Origin of the sequence: Paracoccus sp. (in: a-proteobacteria) (genome assembly GCF_030604785.1) — a bacterium.
In the GTDB taxonomy this organism is placed as follows: Bacteria; Pseudomonadota; Alphaproteobacteria; order Rhodobacterales; family Rhodobacteraceae; genus Paracoccus.
The window spans coordinates 39168-54992 of record NZ_JAUVVF010000021.1; the positions used below are offsets into that span (position 1 = coordinate 39168).

Annotated in this window: 13 protein-coding genes; 11 read left to right on the forward strand and 2 right to left on the reverse strand. The window is 65.8% G+C overall.

Annotated features, from left to right (window positions below; all coding sequences use genetic code 11):
• Positions 1-6: 6 nt before the first annotated feature.
• From QAR72_RS08700 to QAR72_RS08745, 10 genes are all read left to right on the forward strand, one after another.
• A complete protein-coding gene (locus tag QAR72_RS08700; RefSeq protein WP_304616978.1) occupies positions 7-336 on the forward strand; it encodes a hypothetical protein in 330 nt (109 codons plus the stop codon).
• Complete coding sequence (locus tag QAR72_RS08705) at positions 333-3743, forward strand: phage tail tape measure C-terminal domain-containing protein (RefSeq protein WP_304616979.1); 3411 nt, start codon at positions 333-335, stop codon at positions 3741-3743. The genes QAR72_RS08700 and QAR72_RS08705 overlap by 4 nt, the downstream gene beginning before the upstream one ends.
• A complete protein-coding gene (locus tag QAR72_RS08710) occupies positions 3740-4159 on the forward strand; it encodes a hypothetical protein (RefSeq protein ID WP_304616980.1) in 420 nt (139 codons plus the stop codon). The genes QAR72_RS08705 and QAR72_RS08710 overlap by 4 nt, the downstream gene beginning before the upstream one ends.
• Positions 4156-4680, forward strand: a complete 525-nt coding sequence (locus QAR72_RS08715; RefSeq protein ID WP_304616981.1) for a hypothetical protein — start codon at positions 4156-4158, stop codon at positions 4678-4680. Before QAR72_RS08710 ends, QAR72_RS08715 begins: the two co-directional genes overlap by 4 nt.
• Positions 4677-5123, forward strand: coding sequence for a C40 family peptidase (locus tag QAR72_RS08720; RefSeq protein WP_304616982.1), 447 nt, complete (start codon positions 4677-4679; stop codon positions 5121-5123). The genes QAR72_RS08715 and QAR72_RS08720 overlap by 4 nt, the downstream gene beginning before the upstream one ends.
• On the forward strand, positions 5120-8434 hold the full coding sequence (gpJ, locus tag QAR72_RS08725; protein ID WP_304616983.1) for a TipJ family phage tail tip protein: 3315 nt from the start codon (positions 5120-5122) through the stop codon (positions 8432-8434). Before QAR72_RS08720 ends, gpJ begins: the two co-directional genes overlap by 4 nt.
• A 78-nt stretch (positions 8435-8512) precedes the next feature.
• Entirely contained in the window at positions 8513-11311 is a 2799-nt protein-coding gene (locus QAR72_RS08730) for a right-handed parallel beta-helix repeat-containing protein (RefSeq protein ID WP_304616984.1), read from the forward strand.
• A 200-nt stretch (positions 11312-11511) separates the two neighbouring features.
• Entirely contained in the window at positions 11512-12801 is a 1290-nt protein-coding gene (locus QAR72_RS08735; protein WP_304616985.1) for a hypothetical protein, read from the forward strand.
• Positions 12798-13097, forward strand: a complete 300-nt coding sequence (locus QAR72_RS08740) for a hypothetical protein (RefSeq protein WP_304616986.1) — start codon at positions 12798-12800, stop codon at positions 13095-13097. Before QAR72_RS08735 ends, QAR72_RS08740 begins: the two co-directional genes overlap by 4 nt.
• 114 nt (positions 13098-13211) lie before the next feature.
• Complete coding sequence (locus tag QAR72_RS08745; protein ID WP_304616987.1) at positions 13212-14186, forward strand: Abi-alpha family protein; 975 nt, start codon at positions 13212-13214, stop codon at positions 14184-14186.
• A gap of 31 nt (positions 14187-14217) precedes the next feature.
• On the opposite strand, the gene QAR72_RS08750 is transcribed toward QAR72_RS08745, so the two are convergent.
• Entirely contained in the window at positions 14218-14796 is a 579-nt protein-coding gene (locus QAR72_RS08750; RefSeq protein WP_304616988.1) for a hypothetical protein, read from the reverse strand.
• Positions 14797-14879: 83 nt separating this feature from the next.
• Positions 14880-15299, reverse strand: coding sequence for a hypothetical protein (locus QAR72_RS08755; RefSeq protein WP_304616989.1), 420 nt, complete (start codon positions 15297-15299; stop codon positions 14880-14882).
• A 61-nt stretch (positions 15300-15360) separates the two neighbouring features.
• Here QAR72_RS08755 and QAR72_RS08760 point away from each other — a divergent pair.
• Positions 15361-15825 (forward strand): hypothetical protein (locus QAR72_RS08760; protein ID WP_304616990.1); only part of this gene is annotated, 465 nt, incomplete at its 3' end.

Genomic DNA, 15825 nt, shown 5'->3' on the forward strand with positions numbered 1-15825 from the left:
GCTGCCGTGAACGAAGCGCTGGTCGGCGATCTGATGGCAGAGGGCGGGCTGAGCCGCCCGGATGCCGTGAAGACCGCACGCGCGATGATGGGCGTCGAGGAAGACGCAATCGTGCTGCCCATGTCGGAACGTCCGCTGATCCGGCTTGTGCTGGCCAGCGCCGGGCAATGGCGCATGGGGCCTGCCGGTCTGGGCGGGATGCGCCCGATCGCCATCGACCTGGTCGCAGCCGATGTTGCCGCGAGGTGGTTGGGCATCACCCCTGATGCCCGCCTTTTCGACGGCCTCGCGATCATCGAGCGCGAGGCCCTCAAGCTGATGAGGACCGATCCATGAGCACCGACATGCGCGCCCGGTTGACGGTCACAGCCGATGCGAACGGCCTCGTGACCGAGATGCGCCGCAGCAAGGATGGCTTGCGCGACCTGCGGCGCGAGGGCGAAACCACCGCCAATGCGATCAACAACTCGGCCGGGGCGCAGCGGCAGGCCCTTGAGGGCATGGCTGCCGCTGCCGCGAAGGCCGCACTGCACCAGGACGATCTGGTAGCAGCCGAAAAGCGCGCCCTGGAGGTTCGCCGCCAGGCGGCAGCACAGGGGCGCGGCAGCTTCGCCACCCCGTCGCCCGCCATCAACCCTGCTGTCTCCGGCGTCTTCGATGCCGGAGAGTTCCGCATCGCCGAAACTGCGGCAGACGGCCTGCGCCAGACCGTGTCAGGGCTTGGCGATACGGTCTCGGCGGCAGTGGACGAGATGATGCAGGCCACCGTCGAGGCGCGCGTCTATGGCGAGGCTCTGGACGAGGTCCGGCGCGTGTTCAGCCCGCTTTACGCCGAGTCCAAGCGTTATGAAGAGGCCCTTGATGCCATCGCCCGTGCCGAGCGTATCAGCGCCATCACCGCCAACGAGGCCGCCGCCGCCCGCGAGCGCGCAGCCCGGGCGCTGGCCCCCGTGGTGCCTGTGGCGGGCCTGTCGCCCGATGGCGACGTCTATGCCGCCCGCACCCGCGCCCAGGCCGAGCAGGCCGCCCGCGCCTATCAGGCACTGGCCGAAAGCCACAACCCCGTCATCCGCGCACAGCGCGAACTGGCCCAGAGCCAGGCAATCGTGGATCGCGTCCTGTCGGCAGGCGTCATCACCAATACCGAGGCCTCGGCCACGCTGCAGCGTCTGGAGGCAGGCCACCGGTCATTCGTCCAAAGCCAGTCCCCGGCCGCGCAAAGCGCCCGCGCCATGGAGCGGGCGATCGAGGAAGAGGCTGCAGCCATCCGTCAGCTAACGCTGGCGCTGGACCCGGCCGCCCGCGCCACCGCCGATCTGGAACGCACCCAGCAGCAGCTGCAGCGCGCGGTGCGCATGAACATCATCACCCAGGAAGAGGCGACCCGGGTGATGACCCTCTATGAGGCTCAGCAGCAGGCGGTGCAGCGCGGCGGCATGTCCATGGGCATGGGCGTCCAGAATGCCAGCTATCAGATCGCGGATTTCGCGGTGCAGGTTCAGGCCGGGCAATCGGCCTCGCTGGCACTGGCGCAGCAATTGCCGCAGCTGCTGGGAGGCTTCGGCATTCTCGGCGCCGTGATGGGCGCGGTGGTCGCAGTCGGCGCGCCGCTGGTGACCATGCTGCTGAAAAGTGGCGATGCGGCGGGGACGCTGGATGAGCGCATGGGGCGGCTGGACGAGGCAAGTTCGGCTGTGCGTGAAAGTCTCAAGCTCCTTCGGGACGAAAACCTCAGCTTTACCTTCGGTGACATGACGTCCTCCGTCCGGGAAATGACCGAGGCCATGCTTGATCTCGATCGCGCAGCGCAGCTTCGATCGATGCGCGAAAGTCTCGACAGCCTGCTGACCGAGGATACCAAGCCCACGATCCTGCAAAGGGTCTCGACGCTTCTTGGCACCACTGGAACTTCCGCCAGCATGGACGAAACGCTGGATAGTTTCACCGCGCGGAATTTCTCGCGAATGACGGGCGGCCGCGGGCCGTCCTACGACGATTTCACCGCCCGCCGGAGCCTCATCGACCAATTGCTCGGGGACGGCGATGTCAAGCGGGTGCAGGAAGAGATCACGGCGCTGATCAACGATTTCACAAGCGATGCCCCGTTCGAGCAGATGTCGGCCGAGCTTGAAACGATGTTGAAGACGCTGCGCGACTTGGCGCAGGCCGCCTCCCAGATGGAGGCGGATTTCAATGGTACTGCCCGTGCTGAAGCGCTCCGCGCTGAGATTGCAGAGCGGACCCGTCTGGCCGAACAGGAACTGTCTCTGGCAGAGACGCGCGCCCGGTTCGGCGCCGATAGCCGGCAAGCCGCGCTGGAAGAGCAGCGCATCGCGCGCGAGAACATCGCGCTGGAGTTGGAGCGCAACGGCATCGCCGGCGAAGCGCTGGATCAGTTGATGGCCGCCTACGACCGCAAGCAGGAGCTCACGGATGCGACTGCAACCTGGGCAGCACGCATGGCCGACGTGAAGGGTGAGATCGGCGGTATCCTCGCAAGCCTTAACGCTCTGGCCGGTGGCGTCGTTGATCGCGCCGCGCGGGCGGCCGAGCTTCAGGTTCTTAATGCAGGCGGGACCATCGCGGATGCAGCCGCCAGGGGTCAGCAACTGCGCAGGGAGGCGGAGCAAGGCGCGCGGATCATGGCTGCAAGTAACCCGCTTGAAAGAGCCGCGGCGATGGCACGGAACTGGTGGGAAAATGCCGGGGTAGATCAAGAAGCACAACTGGCCGCTGCCCGTGAGGAGGCGAGGCGGCGCGAGCAAGAGGCCAATCGTCCTGGTCGTGGCGGTACCGGCGGGGATCGCGGTGGCGCGGGTCGGTCGGCGGCGTCTGCCGGGGCGTCGATCACTGCCGAGCTTGCGCGCCTGAAGCCATCCTACGAGGCCGATATCGCGGCCGCTGCCGCGTGGCGGGAAAAGGCGCTGGAGCAGTTGAACGCGACCCGTGACGGCTACGCGCAGTTCGCGGCCGATGTCGAGACGATCTATCAGGAGCGCCTGCGCAAGGCCTATGAGGATGATCTGGCGCGCCGCGAGGACTGGGCGGCGGGTGTCGAGCGCGCGCTGATCAAGGTCGAGGACGACATGAAGACCTGGGCAGACGTGGCCGAGGATCTGGTGACGGGATGGGCCAAGCAGGGCGAGGATGCCTTTGTCGCCTTTGGCCGCTCTGGCAAGCTGAGCGTTCAGGATCTGATCGATTTCACGCTCGAGCAATTCCTGCGGCTGCAATACCAGCAGACCGTCGCCCCGCTGATGAACGGGTTCAGCTCGTGGATCACCGGCGCCATCGGCAGCGCGCTTGGGGTGCCCGGGGCCGCCGCGCCCGTCAGCACCAACCATACCGGCTCGCCCGGGGTGATGCGCAGCTATAATCTGGGCGGGTTCGGTGACCGGATGCGGACCGATGAGCGGCTGACCATGGTCCGCGACGGGGAGGAGATCATGACCTCGCGCGCGCTGGAAAATGCGGGCGCGTTGATCTCGAACCTCTCCGCCATCGCCTCGCAGGCCTCGCAGCCCGTGATCATCGGTCAGGGCCAGCAAGGTCCGATGACAGTGATCGTCCAGGATTACTCAGGGGGGGTGCAAGCCGAGCAAGGCACTGACAGCCGCGGCAATCCGACCCTGACCATGACGATCGGGCGCCAGATGGCCGCCGCCGCCGGTCAGCCGGGCAATCCGTTCGGGCGTTCGATCGAGGCCCGTTACGGGGTCCGCAAGCAGGGAATTCCGCGATGATCCCCGAATGGCCCGCCGCACTGAACCGCTTCGAGCGCCCAGGCTGGCAGATCCAGCCGCAGGATCCGCGCATCCGCCGTCCGAACGAGGCGGGACCGCCCAGCTATCGCCGCCGGTTCTCCAGTGTGGCGCGGGGCGTCTCGCTGTCGCTGGTCGTGACGCGCAATGAAAAGGCGCTGTTCGACAGCTTCTACGAGGTCACCTGCGCGCATGGCAGCCGCGAATTCCGCATGCCGGACCCGACGACGCATGGCTGGCCGCTGCTGTCGAGCGCGGGGCTGCCGTTGACCAGTCGGGGGACCCCGTTGCTGCTGGCCGAGCGCTGGCTGTGTGTCTTTGGCGACCCGCCGCCCAGTGAGACGATCGTGTTCCAGACGCAATTCCGCAAGACCTTCAACATCTGGGTGCTGCCATGAGACGGATCTCGATGAACGCGCGGCTGGCGCAAGAGGAAGCGAACACCGACGAGATCTATGTCGCGCTGTTCCGCATCGATCATCCCAGCCTGCCCACGCCGATCCGGCTGTCAACCGACAACACCGAAAGGCTGTTGACTGACCCGACCGTCTACGGGACACGGTCCAGCTGGGCGGGTGCGAACCCGCTGCTTGAGCCCTATCTCTGGGCCATTGCCGATGCGATCCTGCCGAGCGATCTGGAAGACGCACCAGCCGCCGCGCAGATCGCCATCGAGGCGCTGGATCACGACATCGTTCAAACGGTCCGCAGCATCACGACCCCGCCCACGATCCGCATGGCCGTGGTGCTGGCCTCAAGTCCCGATGTGGTCGAAGCCGAGTGGTCGAACCTGCTGATCACGACCGTCGATGCCGATGCAGGCGAGATCATCCTGACCATCAGCCGCGAGGAGATCGAGAACGAGTTCTTCCCGGCCGGGCGCATGAGCCGCGACCGTTTCCCGGGGCTGCACCTATGAGCTGGTCCAATCGCTTTGTCGGCATCCCCTTCGAGGAATTCGGCCGCAGCCCGGCGGGTTGCGACTGCTATGGCCTCGCCTGCGTGATCTACCGCGAGGAGTTGGGGATCAGCCTGCCGGATTATCTGGGGGCCTATTCCTCCGCAGACGAGCATGCCGAGATCGCTGCCTTGATCGCCGGAGAAGAGGCCTCGCCGCTTTGGGTGCCTGTCAACGGCCCCGCCCTTGCTTTCGACCTGGCCGTGTTCCGGCGCGGGCGGCTGTCCAGCCATGTCGGCATCGTCATCCGTCACGGGCTGATGATCCACATGCAGGAAGAGGATTGCGCGAAGCTGGCGGATTACCGCAGCGGGCCATGGTCGCATCGCTTGCAGGGCCATTGGCGCCACCGTTCAAGCCCCCATCAAAGGCCCGTCCAGATCATCACCGAGGCGAAGCGATGACCGGCAGCATCGACGTCCTGGCCGCGCCGCATTTCGACCCGGGTGCGGGCCGCATTTCCCTGCAATGCAGTGCCGGCATGTCTATCGCCGAGATCCTCGATGCAGCGCTGCCCGCCGCAGGCGAGACCGATCGCAGCCGCTGCCGCGTCAGCCTGGTCAGCGAGCGGGGGGCAGAGGTGATCGCGCCGGAATTGTGGCATCGCGTCCGCCCGCGCCCCGGCATCCGCGTCGTCGTCCGGGTGATCGCCGGAAAGGGCGCCATCAAGGCGGTCCTGTCCATCGCTATTGCCGTGGCTGCGCTGGCAGTCGCCACGATCTACGGCGCTCCCTTCGCCGCCGCACTGGGGCTGTCCGGCAAGTTCGGCGCGGCGATCGGAACGGCCTTGCTTTCCACCGGCGTCACCCTGGTCGGAAACCTTTTGCTTTCGGCCTTGATCCCGCCCGTGAAGCCCGAAAGCCGGGACGCACAGGCGCGCTACACGATCGCGGGCTGGCAGAACCGGCTGGACCCGGACGGCGCCGTGCCCGTGGTTCTCGGCCGTCATCGTTGCGCGCCACCCTTCGCCTGTTTCAGCCATTCCGAGATCGTGGGTGACGAGCAGTATATCCGGGCGGTCTTCTGCATGGGTGAAGGGCCAGTCCAGATCAGCGACCTGCGGATCGGCGAGACCTCGATCGAGGAGTTCGAGGATGTTCAGGTCGAGATCCGCGACGGCCGCGCCAGCGATCTGCCCCAGACCATCATCACCCGCCAGATCCTCGAAGAGGCCGTTGGCGTCGAACTGGTCAGGCCGCTGCCGCGCGACAGCGCCGGAGAAGTGGCCAGCGGACCCGCAATCGAGAAGCCCGTAGTGCGGACGACAGGCGTCGATGCGCGTGGCGCATCGGTGATCCTGTCCTTCCCCGCTGGCCTCGTCCGGTTCAACGATGATGGCGATCAGCGGCATGAAAGCGTCAGCATCCGGATCGAACAGCGCCGGATCGACGCCGAGGCCTGGCAGACCGTCACCACGCTGGCGATCCGCGCCAAGAAGCTGGAGTTGTTCTATCGCCAGCACAGCTGGTCTTTCCCGACCCGCGGGCGCTGGCAGATCCGGCTGACCATGCTGACGGACGAGACGACCGACACGAAGGTCCAGCGCCGCGTTACCTGGGCCGCGCTGCAGACGCGGCGTCCCGAATATCCGCTCAACCATACAAGGCCCCTGGCTCTGGTCGCCGTCCGCGCGCGGGCCACACATCAGCTTTCGGGCAACCTCGACAGCCTGAACGCGATCGGCGCGGGCCTGTGCCTTGATTACGAACATACGACGGGCCTTTGGGTCGAGCGGCAGACGTCGAACCCTGCCGCCTTGTTCCGCCACGTTCTGCAGCATCCGTCCAATCCCCGCCCGGTTACCAATGCCGAGCTTGATCTGCCCCTGCTTGAGGACTGGCACGATTTCTGCCGGATACGGGGCCTCAAATATGACCGCATCCTCGATCAGAGCGGCACGGTCCTGCGCGATGTGCTGACCGAGATTGCGGCCGCAGGCCGCGCCTCGCCGCGTCATGACGGCCTCAAATGGGGCGTGGTGATCGACCGGCCCTCCGATCTGGTCGTGGACCATATCGGGCCGCGCAACAGCTGGTCGTTTTCAACCTCGCGCAGCTATCTGCGCCCGCCTCATGCCTTCCGGTGCACGTTCTTTGACCAGACCAACGACTGGAAGCCTGCCGAGCGCCTGATCCGCTGGCCCGGCTATTCGGGACCGATTACAGAGACCGAAGCGCTGGACATGCCTGGCAAAACCGACCCCGCCGAAATCTGGCGAGAGGCCCGGCGGCGCATGTACGAGGTGATCCATCGTCCGGATCGCTTGCAGGTCACCCAGGACGGTCCCGCCCGTGTCGCCACCCGGGGCGATACCGTGGCGCTGAGCCATCACATCCTCGACCGCGTCCAGATGGCGAGCCGGGTCCGCAGCATCGTCGGGGCGCAACTGCATCTCGAGGATGAGGTGACGATCGAGGCCGGTCAGAACTACGGCGTCCGCTTCCGCGTCTTCGCCAATGCCTCGGACAGTATCGGCACCTCTGTCGTCCGGCCGGTCGCGGCCGAGCCCGGCCAGACCTCGGTCATCACGCTGCAGGGCAATGGCGGCACGCCGATGCCGGGCGATCTGGTCTATTTCGGACGCGCCAGCACCGAGACGTTTTCCTGCATCGTCACTGGCGTCGAGGCGGCCCAGGACATGGCCTCGATCCTGCATCTCGTCCCTGCCGCGCCACAGATCGACACGCTGCTGGCGCAGGACAGCGTCCCCGCCTGGTCGGGGCGGGTCGGGGCCGAGGTCGATGAAAGCCTGCTGGCGCCGGCTGCGCCGCGCTTCACCTCGATCTCATTCGATCCGGCCGCGCCAGGGTCAGTGAGCTATCTCATAGAACCCGGCCCCGGCCCGATCAGCGTGGCGTCCTATGTCGTCGAGCATCGCCTTGCTGGTGGCAGCACCTGGACGGCCATCGAAATCCCGGCTGCCAATGGCGGCGGGCTTATCACCGCGTATCAGAACGGCACCGCCATCCAGCTGCGCGCGCGGGCCGTGTCATCGGCCAATGTCAGCGGGCCTTACGGTGCGACCGTGCCGATCACCGTCGGCGCGGCAGGATCACCGATCCCGGCAGCTCTGGACCCGCAGGCCATCCAGATCACGACCGTCCTGGGCGGGGCATTCGTCGACATCACGACCGGCACTGATGTCGGGACCGAGCGGATCCAGCTTTACCGGGCGCGCACCCCGGTGCTGGATCGCGCCCAGCACAAGATCCGAAACCCGGTCTCGGTCGAGCCGCTGCAAACGATCACCTTGCGTCTGGGGGACACCACGCGGCGCAACCTGCTGACGGGGGCCTGGGCTGGCGACAGCGGCTGGTCGGCCTTGGGCAGCACCCTCACTCATGCACCGGGCAGCGTCGATGCTATCGGGCAGAACATCGATCTGATCTCCGGGCGCAGCTACCGCTATGGTCTGACGGTCTCGGGACGAACTAACGGCAACCTGACCCCGCGTCTTGCAGGTGGAAGCACGGTGTCCGGCAGCGTGGTCAGTGCGAATGGCCGGGCGACCGGGCGTCTGGACGCGGTGTCGGGCAATACGCGATTTGAGCTGCTGGCGGGTTCCCTGTTCGATGGCGCAGTATCGGACATCGTGGTTTATCTGGAAACCGCCGCCACACTCGGGGCAGGCCTGCACTATGTCTGGGTCGAGCCGCAGAACCGTGACGGCGTTCCTGGCCCGATCGCGGGGCCGTTCGTGATCGACGTGACCTGACCCTCGAAACAGCATCCCCCGGCCCCTGTCTCGCGCGCGCGCGTAACGGTTTGCTCGTCTGCATAGAGGATCGAGCACATGACCGGAGTCGCGACGTCAAATCTCCCCACCTCCACGACCGTGGATGACGTCCTGGGAAATTCCGGGGGAAACACCCGGCGGATCCCGATTGACAGGCTCGTGGCCCTGATCGCGGCGCTGATGGGGCCGACCTATGCGCAGCGTTCGCAGCTTTTTGCCGATCTGAACTGGCCTGCAGGAGCCATCGGATATGTGCGAGCGGACGGAAACACCGCCTTCAACGGGGTCTACAAGAAGTCTGGAAACAGCGGCAGCGGCAGCTGGAGCCGCATCGGCGACTTGCCCACAGGCGCACTTGAGCTTTCGCTGCTTGATGACATCGTCGTCTCTCTGAACAGCTTCGGCGTCCGTGCCTACGGAACGCGCGCTGAAGCAGAGGCGAACGCTCAGGCGTTGCCCTCCGGGATCACCCACATTCTGACCGTTGAAAGCTATGGCGTGGCCGTCCGCGGGCGCACTGCATCCTCGGTCGATCCTCTCTTCCCATCGGGGGCGCGGTGGGGCGTGGCGCGGCGCCTGTCGTCGATCGATGAGGTCCAGGCGATGCTCACATCCGAGACCGGGCCACTTCGATCGGCCGTGAACACGGGCGGACCCATCAGGCTGTCTTCGAACAGCTATGCCAGCGGTTCAAACACGTATTCCGCGGCCATCGACAGCCGCTTTGCCGCCATCGGGCTGACAGACATCGGAGACGGGGCTGAGTTCTTGTGGGTCGCGCCGGCAACGAATGCTGGGCCGAACCCCTCGTTGACCATCGGCCTCAATGTCTCCCGCGGCATGCGGCGTGGGGATGGCAGCACCCTGCCGACCGGCTGGATCGTCGCGAACCGGGGCTACGTGCTGCGCCGATCGGGTAGCCAGGTCTTGGTCGTGCGCGGCGATGTCACCCATGTCGAACTGGCAGCCGAGGCCAGTGCCCGGGCGGCAACGATCTCCACAGTTCTGGACGCGACTGCGAGGGTTCGGCTGGTCAATGTAACGCAGGTCGGAGATACGATCTTCGGCGAAATCCCTGCAGCTCTTGCTGCTTTGGGTGTCACGCCCGCCAGCCTGACGCGGGTGCAATTGCAGGCCCCAGCCGTCAATGCCAACACCAATGTCCGACTGTCGATCAACGGGCTGACGTCCGTGCCAGTCCGCACCTACACTGGTGATGTGGTGCCGGTTGGTGGGCTGTTCTCCGGGCCGCCCCTGACGCTGGATCTGGACCCCGCGACGGGTTTCTGGCGCATCACCTCGACCGAGCGCCCGCCCAATGTCCAGATCGTGGATGCGCCCGCGATCCGGCGCAGCACGAGCGCAGAGTTCGTGGCGCATGAGCATGTCGATTTCGGAGGTGGCCTGCATCTGCCCAGCCTGGGCGGCGTGTCAGTTCAAGACCATTTCAGGCGTGCCTATCGCCAGATCGGCGAGACGGACGGCAAGGCGCAGCGCGCCGTGGACGCGATCCTCGCGCGCCGCCGGGTCTATGATGCGGTGCTGGACTTCGCCATTCCGAATGACGGGATCACGAATGCCCGCACACAGATCCAGGCGGCGCTGGATTTCGTCAGCGCCTCGGCGGCGACCAGCGGGCCGGGTGTGATCTATTTCCCGCCGGGGGTTTATCGGATCGAGGGCGGGTCGGTCGAGCCGCGTTCGAATGTCATCATCCAGGGCGCGGGCTGGGGCCGCGCGCGCTTTCTGCCGTTCAACCAGCACGCCGCTTTCCGGCGCGACCTCAATCCGCAGACGCTTTTCCGCTTCTCGATGTTCGACGTCGAGATCGACTGCGCCAACCAGGGCGGTGGCGGACCTTCGGCGCGCACCAAAGGCACCTACATCATCGACTATCGGGAGTGCTTCTTCGAGCGCGTCTGGTGCCACGATGCTTGGGCCACCGGCCTTGGCAACGACATGGCGAGGGACGTCTGGTATACCGACTGCCTGCTGCAGGGCAACGGGCGCGGCACCCCCGACGATGTGGTCGCGGGCGGGTCGTCCGGGATCGGCCTCGGCACCGGGCGATTCCCGGAGGAGCGCGTCATCGTTTCGCGCTGCATCAGCGAGAACAACCGCAACAACGGCGCTTTCGTCGAGCGCCAAGCGGGCGGGTCGTCGGTCCACGAGGCCATTGGCGTGATTTTCTCGGAGCTGATCTGCCGCGAGAACGCTTTCGGCGTCACCGATGCAGGTGGCAGCGGCATGATCATCGCGAACTGTCAGCTCTACAACAACAAGGAATACGGGGTCGCGCTGGATCGTGGCACCCTGGGCGGTTCGCCCACCTCGAACGTGCCGCATCCTGGTGAGTATACTCGGATCATCGGAAACCAGATTTTTGGAAACCTGATTGACGGCATCCACCTGATCGCGCCGGGGCCTGCGCCGCGTCGCGGCATCCAGACCAGCGGGAACAATATCCACCGCAACGGTCGGCACGGCATCTCGATCTCGCGCAATGTCACGAGCGATCTGATCGGCACCCAGTTCAACGGCGATTACATTGCCCAGAACGCGGGCGACGGCATCCGGGTCAACGCGGGGTCCTATGCGGGTCTCGTGATCAAGGGGGCAAGCCTGGTTGATAACCAGGGCGCGGGGATCCGCGTGAACGGCGCAGTGCGGGGTGGCCGGATCTTCGGGAACGAGATCTACAACACGGTCGCGGAGAGTGCGCCGACCGCGTCGATCACCGGGACAGGCGCCCTGACGGGCGTGGATATCGCTGAAAACCACGGCTTCGGCGTCTCGCCGATCAGCCTGACCGGCGCCCAGAGCGGCGTCACCTTTGGCCGCAACCCGGGGATCTGACACATGGCACTGCAGTCTGAACCGGCAATCACTCGTCGCATTATCGACCACTCCCGGTGCGAGGGTAACGCCGCGCAGGCCTCGCTCGGCAAAGAGCAAGCCAGTGCAAACGATCTGGTTTTCAGGAACAGCCGGATGTCCGGATCACGGGCATCCGCTACGTGGACAGCCGGCCTTGGCGGGCCGCAGGAGGGCTGATTATGGCATTGCAACTTGTCTCCGACGTCTCTTTCCCCGGGCGCAATCCGATACCTCCACGGGCGCCGCTGCCGCCTGACGCAGCGGCCTATGCCGATTTTATGACCGGTCTGCACCTTACCCCCGCGGGTCTTGCGACGGTGGACAATACCAGCCCTGTCTTTCTGACAACGGCCAGTTTGACGCCGGGTTTTTACTATGACCAGGACGGGGTCATCCAGCGCACGACCGCCGCGCGCTGGACCCGGCGGGAATTCGATGCGCGGTCAGGGCTTCCTCTCGGGCTGCGGATCGAGGGTGCCTATACTCAGCGGGTGGTGAGTTCGCAGCGGCAGGTTCTGACCAATGGCACGGCAGTCGGTGCAGTCATCGCGCCCTCGGGCAGCGCGGCCGAGCCTTGGCAGCAGTGGTATTCGCTCACACCCTCGGGCGCGGGCGAGGCCAGCGTCACATTCGCGACCTCGGCCATCGCGACGGCAGGGACGAACCTCTACACCAGCATAGATGCGCGCGGGTCGGGCATCGTACAGGTCGGATCGGCCGGCACGGGCCATGCGAATTTCAACTTGCGGACGGGACAGGTTCAGGCTTTCGACGGGGCTGCGGCGCAGATGATCCCGCGCCCCGGTGGCATCTGGACGCTTTTCGTGCGCGGCCTGGTGCCGGTCGGCGGCCTCGAGGATGTGGCGATCTATGCGGCTAGCGTGGCGGCCATGGACACGCCCAAGCGGGGCGCGTCGGGCATTCCGGCCGAGATCATCTCGCCGCGCCTATACAGCGCGGGCGCAGCCAACAGGGGCTGGGCGCATCCATGGCCCGACACGGCGACGGCGACCCACAACGCCGAAAGTCTCCAGCCGAACTACACCGGCTGGACCCAGAACGGCGATTTCAGTTGCGTATTCAGCCTGCGCACCGGCGCCATTCCGGGCGCAGCAGGATCCTCCTTCGCAGTGCTGGGAACGAACGGCATCAGCATCCGCGCGGGCGGGAATGGCAACATGTTCGTCGTCAACAGCGCGAACAACCAAGGTATTTGGGACAGCGGCGTGCCCTATCGCGCGCTGACCCAGTATCGGGTCGGCATCTCGCGCACGGGCGACCGGGTGGCGGTGGCGATCAATGATCGTGGGTTCGAGATCGCGGGTCTGAGCCTTGGCGGTGTCCTGCGGATCGGGGGCGCGGCCAATACGACCACCCACGAATTCGTCGGATGGCTCGAGAAAGCCATTTTCTGGGTCGATGGCCGCCCGCAGGCGCGGCTGCTGCAAATGATGGAGACCTGGCTATGATCGTGCGCAATGGCAAATGGCACCGTCATTCGGGCGCCGCTGAATGTCCCGTCGATCCCCGCGACGGGGTGATCCTCTGCCACCTGGCCGAGGGCTATCCAATCACGACCGCTGCGCCCGCCGCGGCCGGTGCGGCCGATTGGTCGGCGGTCGTCGCATTCCGGGTCGCTGCCCCGCATCGAGAGCCGAGGATATTCTGGATCGCGGGTGGCCAGGCCTATGCGGATCACGCCGAGGCAGAGGCCACGGGACTGCCTGTGGTCGAAGCAATTGAGCGGCTGCCGGAGGCGGGCTAAAGCCACATCCCGCGAACAATGCCGATTTAGCCTTGGTGGGGGACCTAGACAGCTGACGACGGATGACTCGTATACGGCCCGCGTTTCGACTACTTTTTGTCAGGTTGCAACTCCATGCGGGGATTCGCTTTGGCTTTACCAGTCTCTTTCTCAGTCACTGTGCCTGGTCAGAAATTAGACGAAGCTCTTTCAGATTTGCTTTCGTCAGCAATTGGACCCGCACTACATGAAATTGGGGCATTGGCGGGTGATCTGGTGGGGCTGGTGCGCGATCCAGTCAAGGAGTTCCGAGCGGCGAATCAAAGGCGGATCCTCGGTCGCACAGTTCAGAGGATGGAAGCCAAAGGCATCAAATCGGAGAGCGCGCGAGCTTTGCCACTGAGGGAAGCCGTGTCGGTCATTCAAAGCATATCGGACGTCGACGAGCCTAACTTGTCCGAGCTATGGGCCGGTTTGATTGCAAGCGCCCGCGATCCTAAATTGCCACAAGGATCGAACCGGGCCTACCAAAACACCATGGGCCTTCTTGCGGAGGCTGACGCCGCACTCTTTCAAGCCATCTGTCTAGTCGAGCAGCTTCGCGCCATCGAGCGGCGGCTTCTTTCTGCTCAAAGTTTGTCAACTCGTGCTGAGGCGCTCCACCCGGATGTATCAGAAGTCGAGCGCAGCAAGATTTTTGCTGAACACGCAAGACGGCACGAAGCACTGGTTGGGCCACAACTCACCATCATCAGGGCGCTCCTAGAAGGAATCGAGAGCCCGGAACAACTATCCGCGAGTTCGGAGAACCTACTTCGGCTGGGTCTTATTCAGCCACTTAAAGCGGGGTCCTTTCCGCCAAACCACACACGACGCGGCAGCATCAGTGCTGAGCAACTCATGAGAGCTCTGGAAAACACCGGCCGGGAAAGGCAGCATTATGAGGATGCGGCAAGGAAAGCGGCGATCGTCTCACAGGGGAATTTCATTAGACTCGCCGCAACTGTCAGCCCGTGGGGCAAGCGCTTCGCTGCGGCCTGTCAGATCGGTCTAGACGAAGAATGGCTCCAGTCGATTAAGCATCAAAGTACCTCTGAGAATGAGCATTAGGGGATCATTACAACCCTTTTGAAGGCGCTCGTCAGAAGCTCCGCTTGCTGCAGTTTTTCTTGTCACGCCCTGCAAAACTCCGTGGCCCGCTACACTCTCTGAGCCGGTCCATCGACAGCAGGCGAGGCACGCCGTCCCGTGTCAGGAAGGCCGCTACCGTGATCCCGGGGTGGCGTGCCGACAGCGCCTCGATCCGCTCCAGGGTCCGGGCGCTCGGGGTTGCCAGCGCGCCGAGGCATTGTGGTGTCAGGACGAGCACCACGTCCGTTTGCGTGGCCACAGCGGGACTGGACCCCGCAAAGTCCTTCCAGAGCGCAGCTGCCCGCTGGCGCAGGGAGGGGTCCTCGGCAAGGCAGACCGGCCTGCATCCCCGCATCCTTGCGGCCATGTGGGCACGCAGCGCCTCCGCGGTTCCGGCAAGCGGCGTTGCGGGGCCGCCGGGGCGCGGCCTCGGCCATGCCATGTCCTCGGGGCCGCTGATCCAGCGCTTCGCCTGTGCCCATGCCCGCGCAAAGCTCCGCGCCATGGACGCGCGGGAGGGGCCGGGCCGCGCCAGGAGAACGATGTCCGGGTGGATGCGGACCGCGCTGTCGTCCTCGAAGCCGATCATGACGGAATGGTCGCCGCGGCGGATGGCGGGGAAGGCTGCCAGACCAAGCCCCCGACAGATACGCCGCGCAAGCAGGAGCAGGTCTAGGGCGCGCCTTCGTCTGCGAACAGGTTGTCGCCGAGCGCGGTGATCGCCTGGTCCAGCGCGCTCTGGCCGCGGATCAGGCGCTGCTGCGCCTCCTCCATCGTCTGAAGCCGCAAGCTGAGGGTCCGCACCTCCTGCCGCAGGTCGCGCTGCGCCGAGACCAGGGCTGCCGTGTCCCGCGCGGCCCCTTGGACCGACACGAGGATCTGGCGCAGGGCTTCCGCCAGCTGCCGACCCAGCTCCTCCTGGTCCTGCGGCCGATGCAGCAGGTCCAGAAGCGCGGTCAGCGGCAGGACCGTCTCGTAGGTCTCGCCGGAGAGGTGCCGGATCTCCTGCTGACGGTCCACGAGCAGGCGCAGGGCCTGCATGATCTCGGGGCTCGTCGCGACCCGCGACGGCGGTTCGGTGGTTTCGGTCATTCCTGATCCCTTCATAGATGTCCTGCAGCGCGGCATCGGCCGAGGCCAATGCCGCCAACAGATGACGCCGGTCGATGAGGCCGCGAAGACGGCGGGACCGCCTCGCATGATCCAGGATCGACAGCAGGTTGAACCGGTCCAGCTCATCGCTGAGCGCGCGGCCGGGAACCTGTGTCTGCCCCAGGCTGAACGTGATCACGCGGCAATCGGCCTTCCTGACCTCCTCCACCCGCACAGGGGAGCCGGAGGCCACGAGGGCCGTTTGCAATCCGGGCAGGCTCGTCGGCTGCCACCGGATCAGGGCGGTGCCGATGTCCGAGGCCATCCGGCGCCGATCCGCGCTGCGCAGGCGGCGCGACGGGCAGAACACCGCGAGACGCGGCCCTGCCGCCGGCCGGTGATAGCGCGGCGGGGTGAGGCCGAGATGGCGGCAGAGGCGGACATGAACCTCATCGCAGCGCCGCTGCAGATCGGGCAGGCCGAGCGGGCGGCCCGCGAAGGTCGCGGCCATCAGCATCATGTGCAG

Bases quoted from the DNA above. Each gene is read 5' to 3' on its own strand.
- QAR72_RS08710 (WP_304616980.1), top strand. From the start codon at position 3,740: ATGATCCCCGAATGGCCCGCCGCACTGAACCGCTTCGAGCGCCCAGGC.
- QAR72_RS08750 (WP_304616988.1), bottom strand. From the start codon at position 14,796: ATGATCGGCTTCGAGGACGACAGCGCGGTCCGCATCCACCCGGACATC.
- QAR72_RS08705 (WP_304616979.1), top strand. From the start codon at position 333: ATGAGCACCGACATGCGCGCCCGGTTGACGGTCACAGCCGATGCGAAC.
- QAR72_RS08740 (WP_304616986.1), top strand. From the start codon at position 12,798: ATGATCGTGCGCAATGGCAAATGGCACCGTCATTCGGGCGCCGCTGAA.
- QAR72_RS08720 (WP_304616982.1), top strand. From the start codon at position 4,677: ATGAGCTGGTCCAATCGCTTTGTCGGCATCCCCTTCGAGGAATTCGGC.
- QAR72_RS08730 (WP_304616984.1), top strand. From the start codon at position 8,513: ATGACCGGAGTCGCGACGTCAAATCTCCCCACCTCCACGACCGTGGAT.
- gpJ (WP_304616983.1), top strand. From the start codon at position 5,120: ATGACCGGCAGCATCGACGTCCTGGCCGCGCCGCATTTCGACCCGGGT.
- QAR72_RS08715 (WP_304616981.1), top strand. From the start codon at position 4,156: ATGAGACGGATCTCGATGAACGCGCGGCTGGCGCAAGAGGAAGCGAAC.
- QAR72_RS08745 (WP_304616987.1), top strand. From the start codon at position 13,212: ATGCGGGGATTCGCTTTGGCTTTACCAGTCTCTTTCTCAGTCACTGTG.
- QAR72_RS08735 (WP_304616985.1), top strand. From the start codon at position 11,512: ATGGCATTGCAACTTGTCTCCGACGTCTCTTTCCCCGGGCGCAATCCG.
- QAR72_RS08755 (WP_304616989.1), bottom strand. From the start codon at position 15,299: ATGACCGAAACCACCGAACCGCCGTCGCGGGTCGCGACGAGCCCCGAG.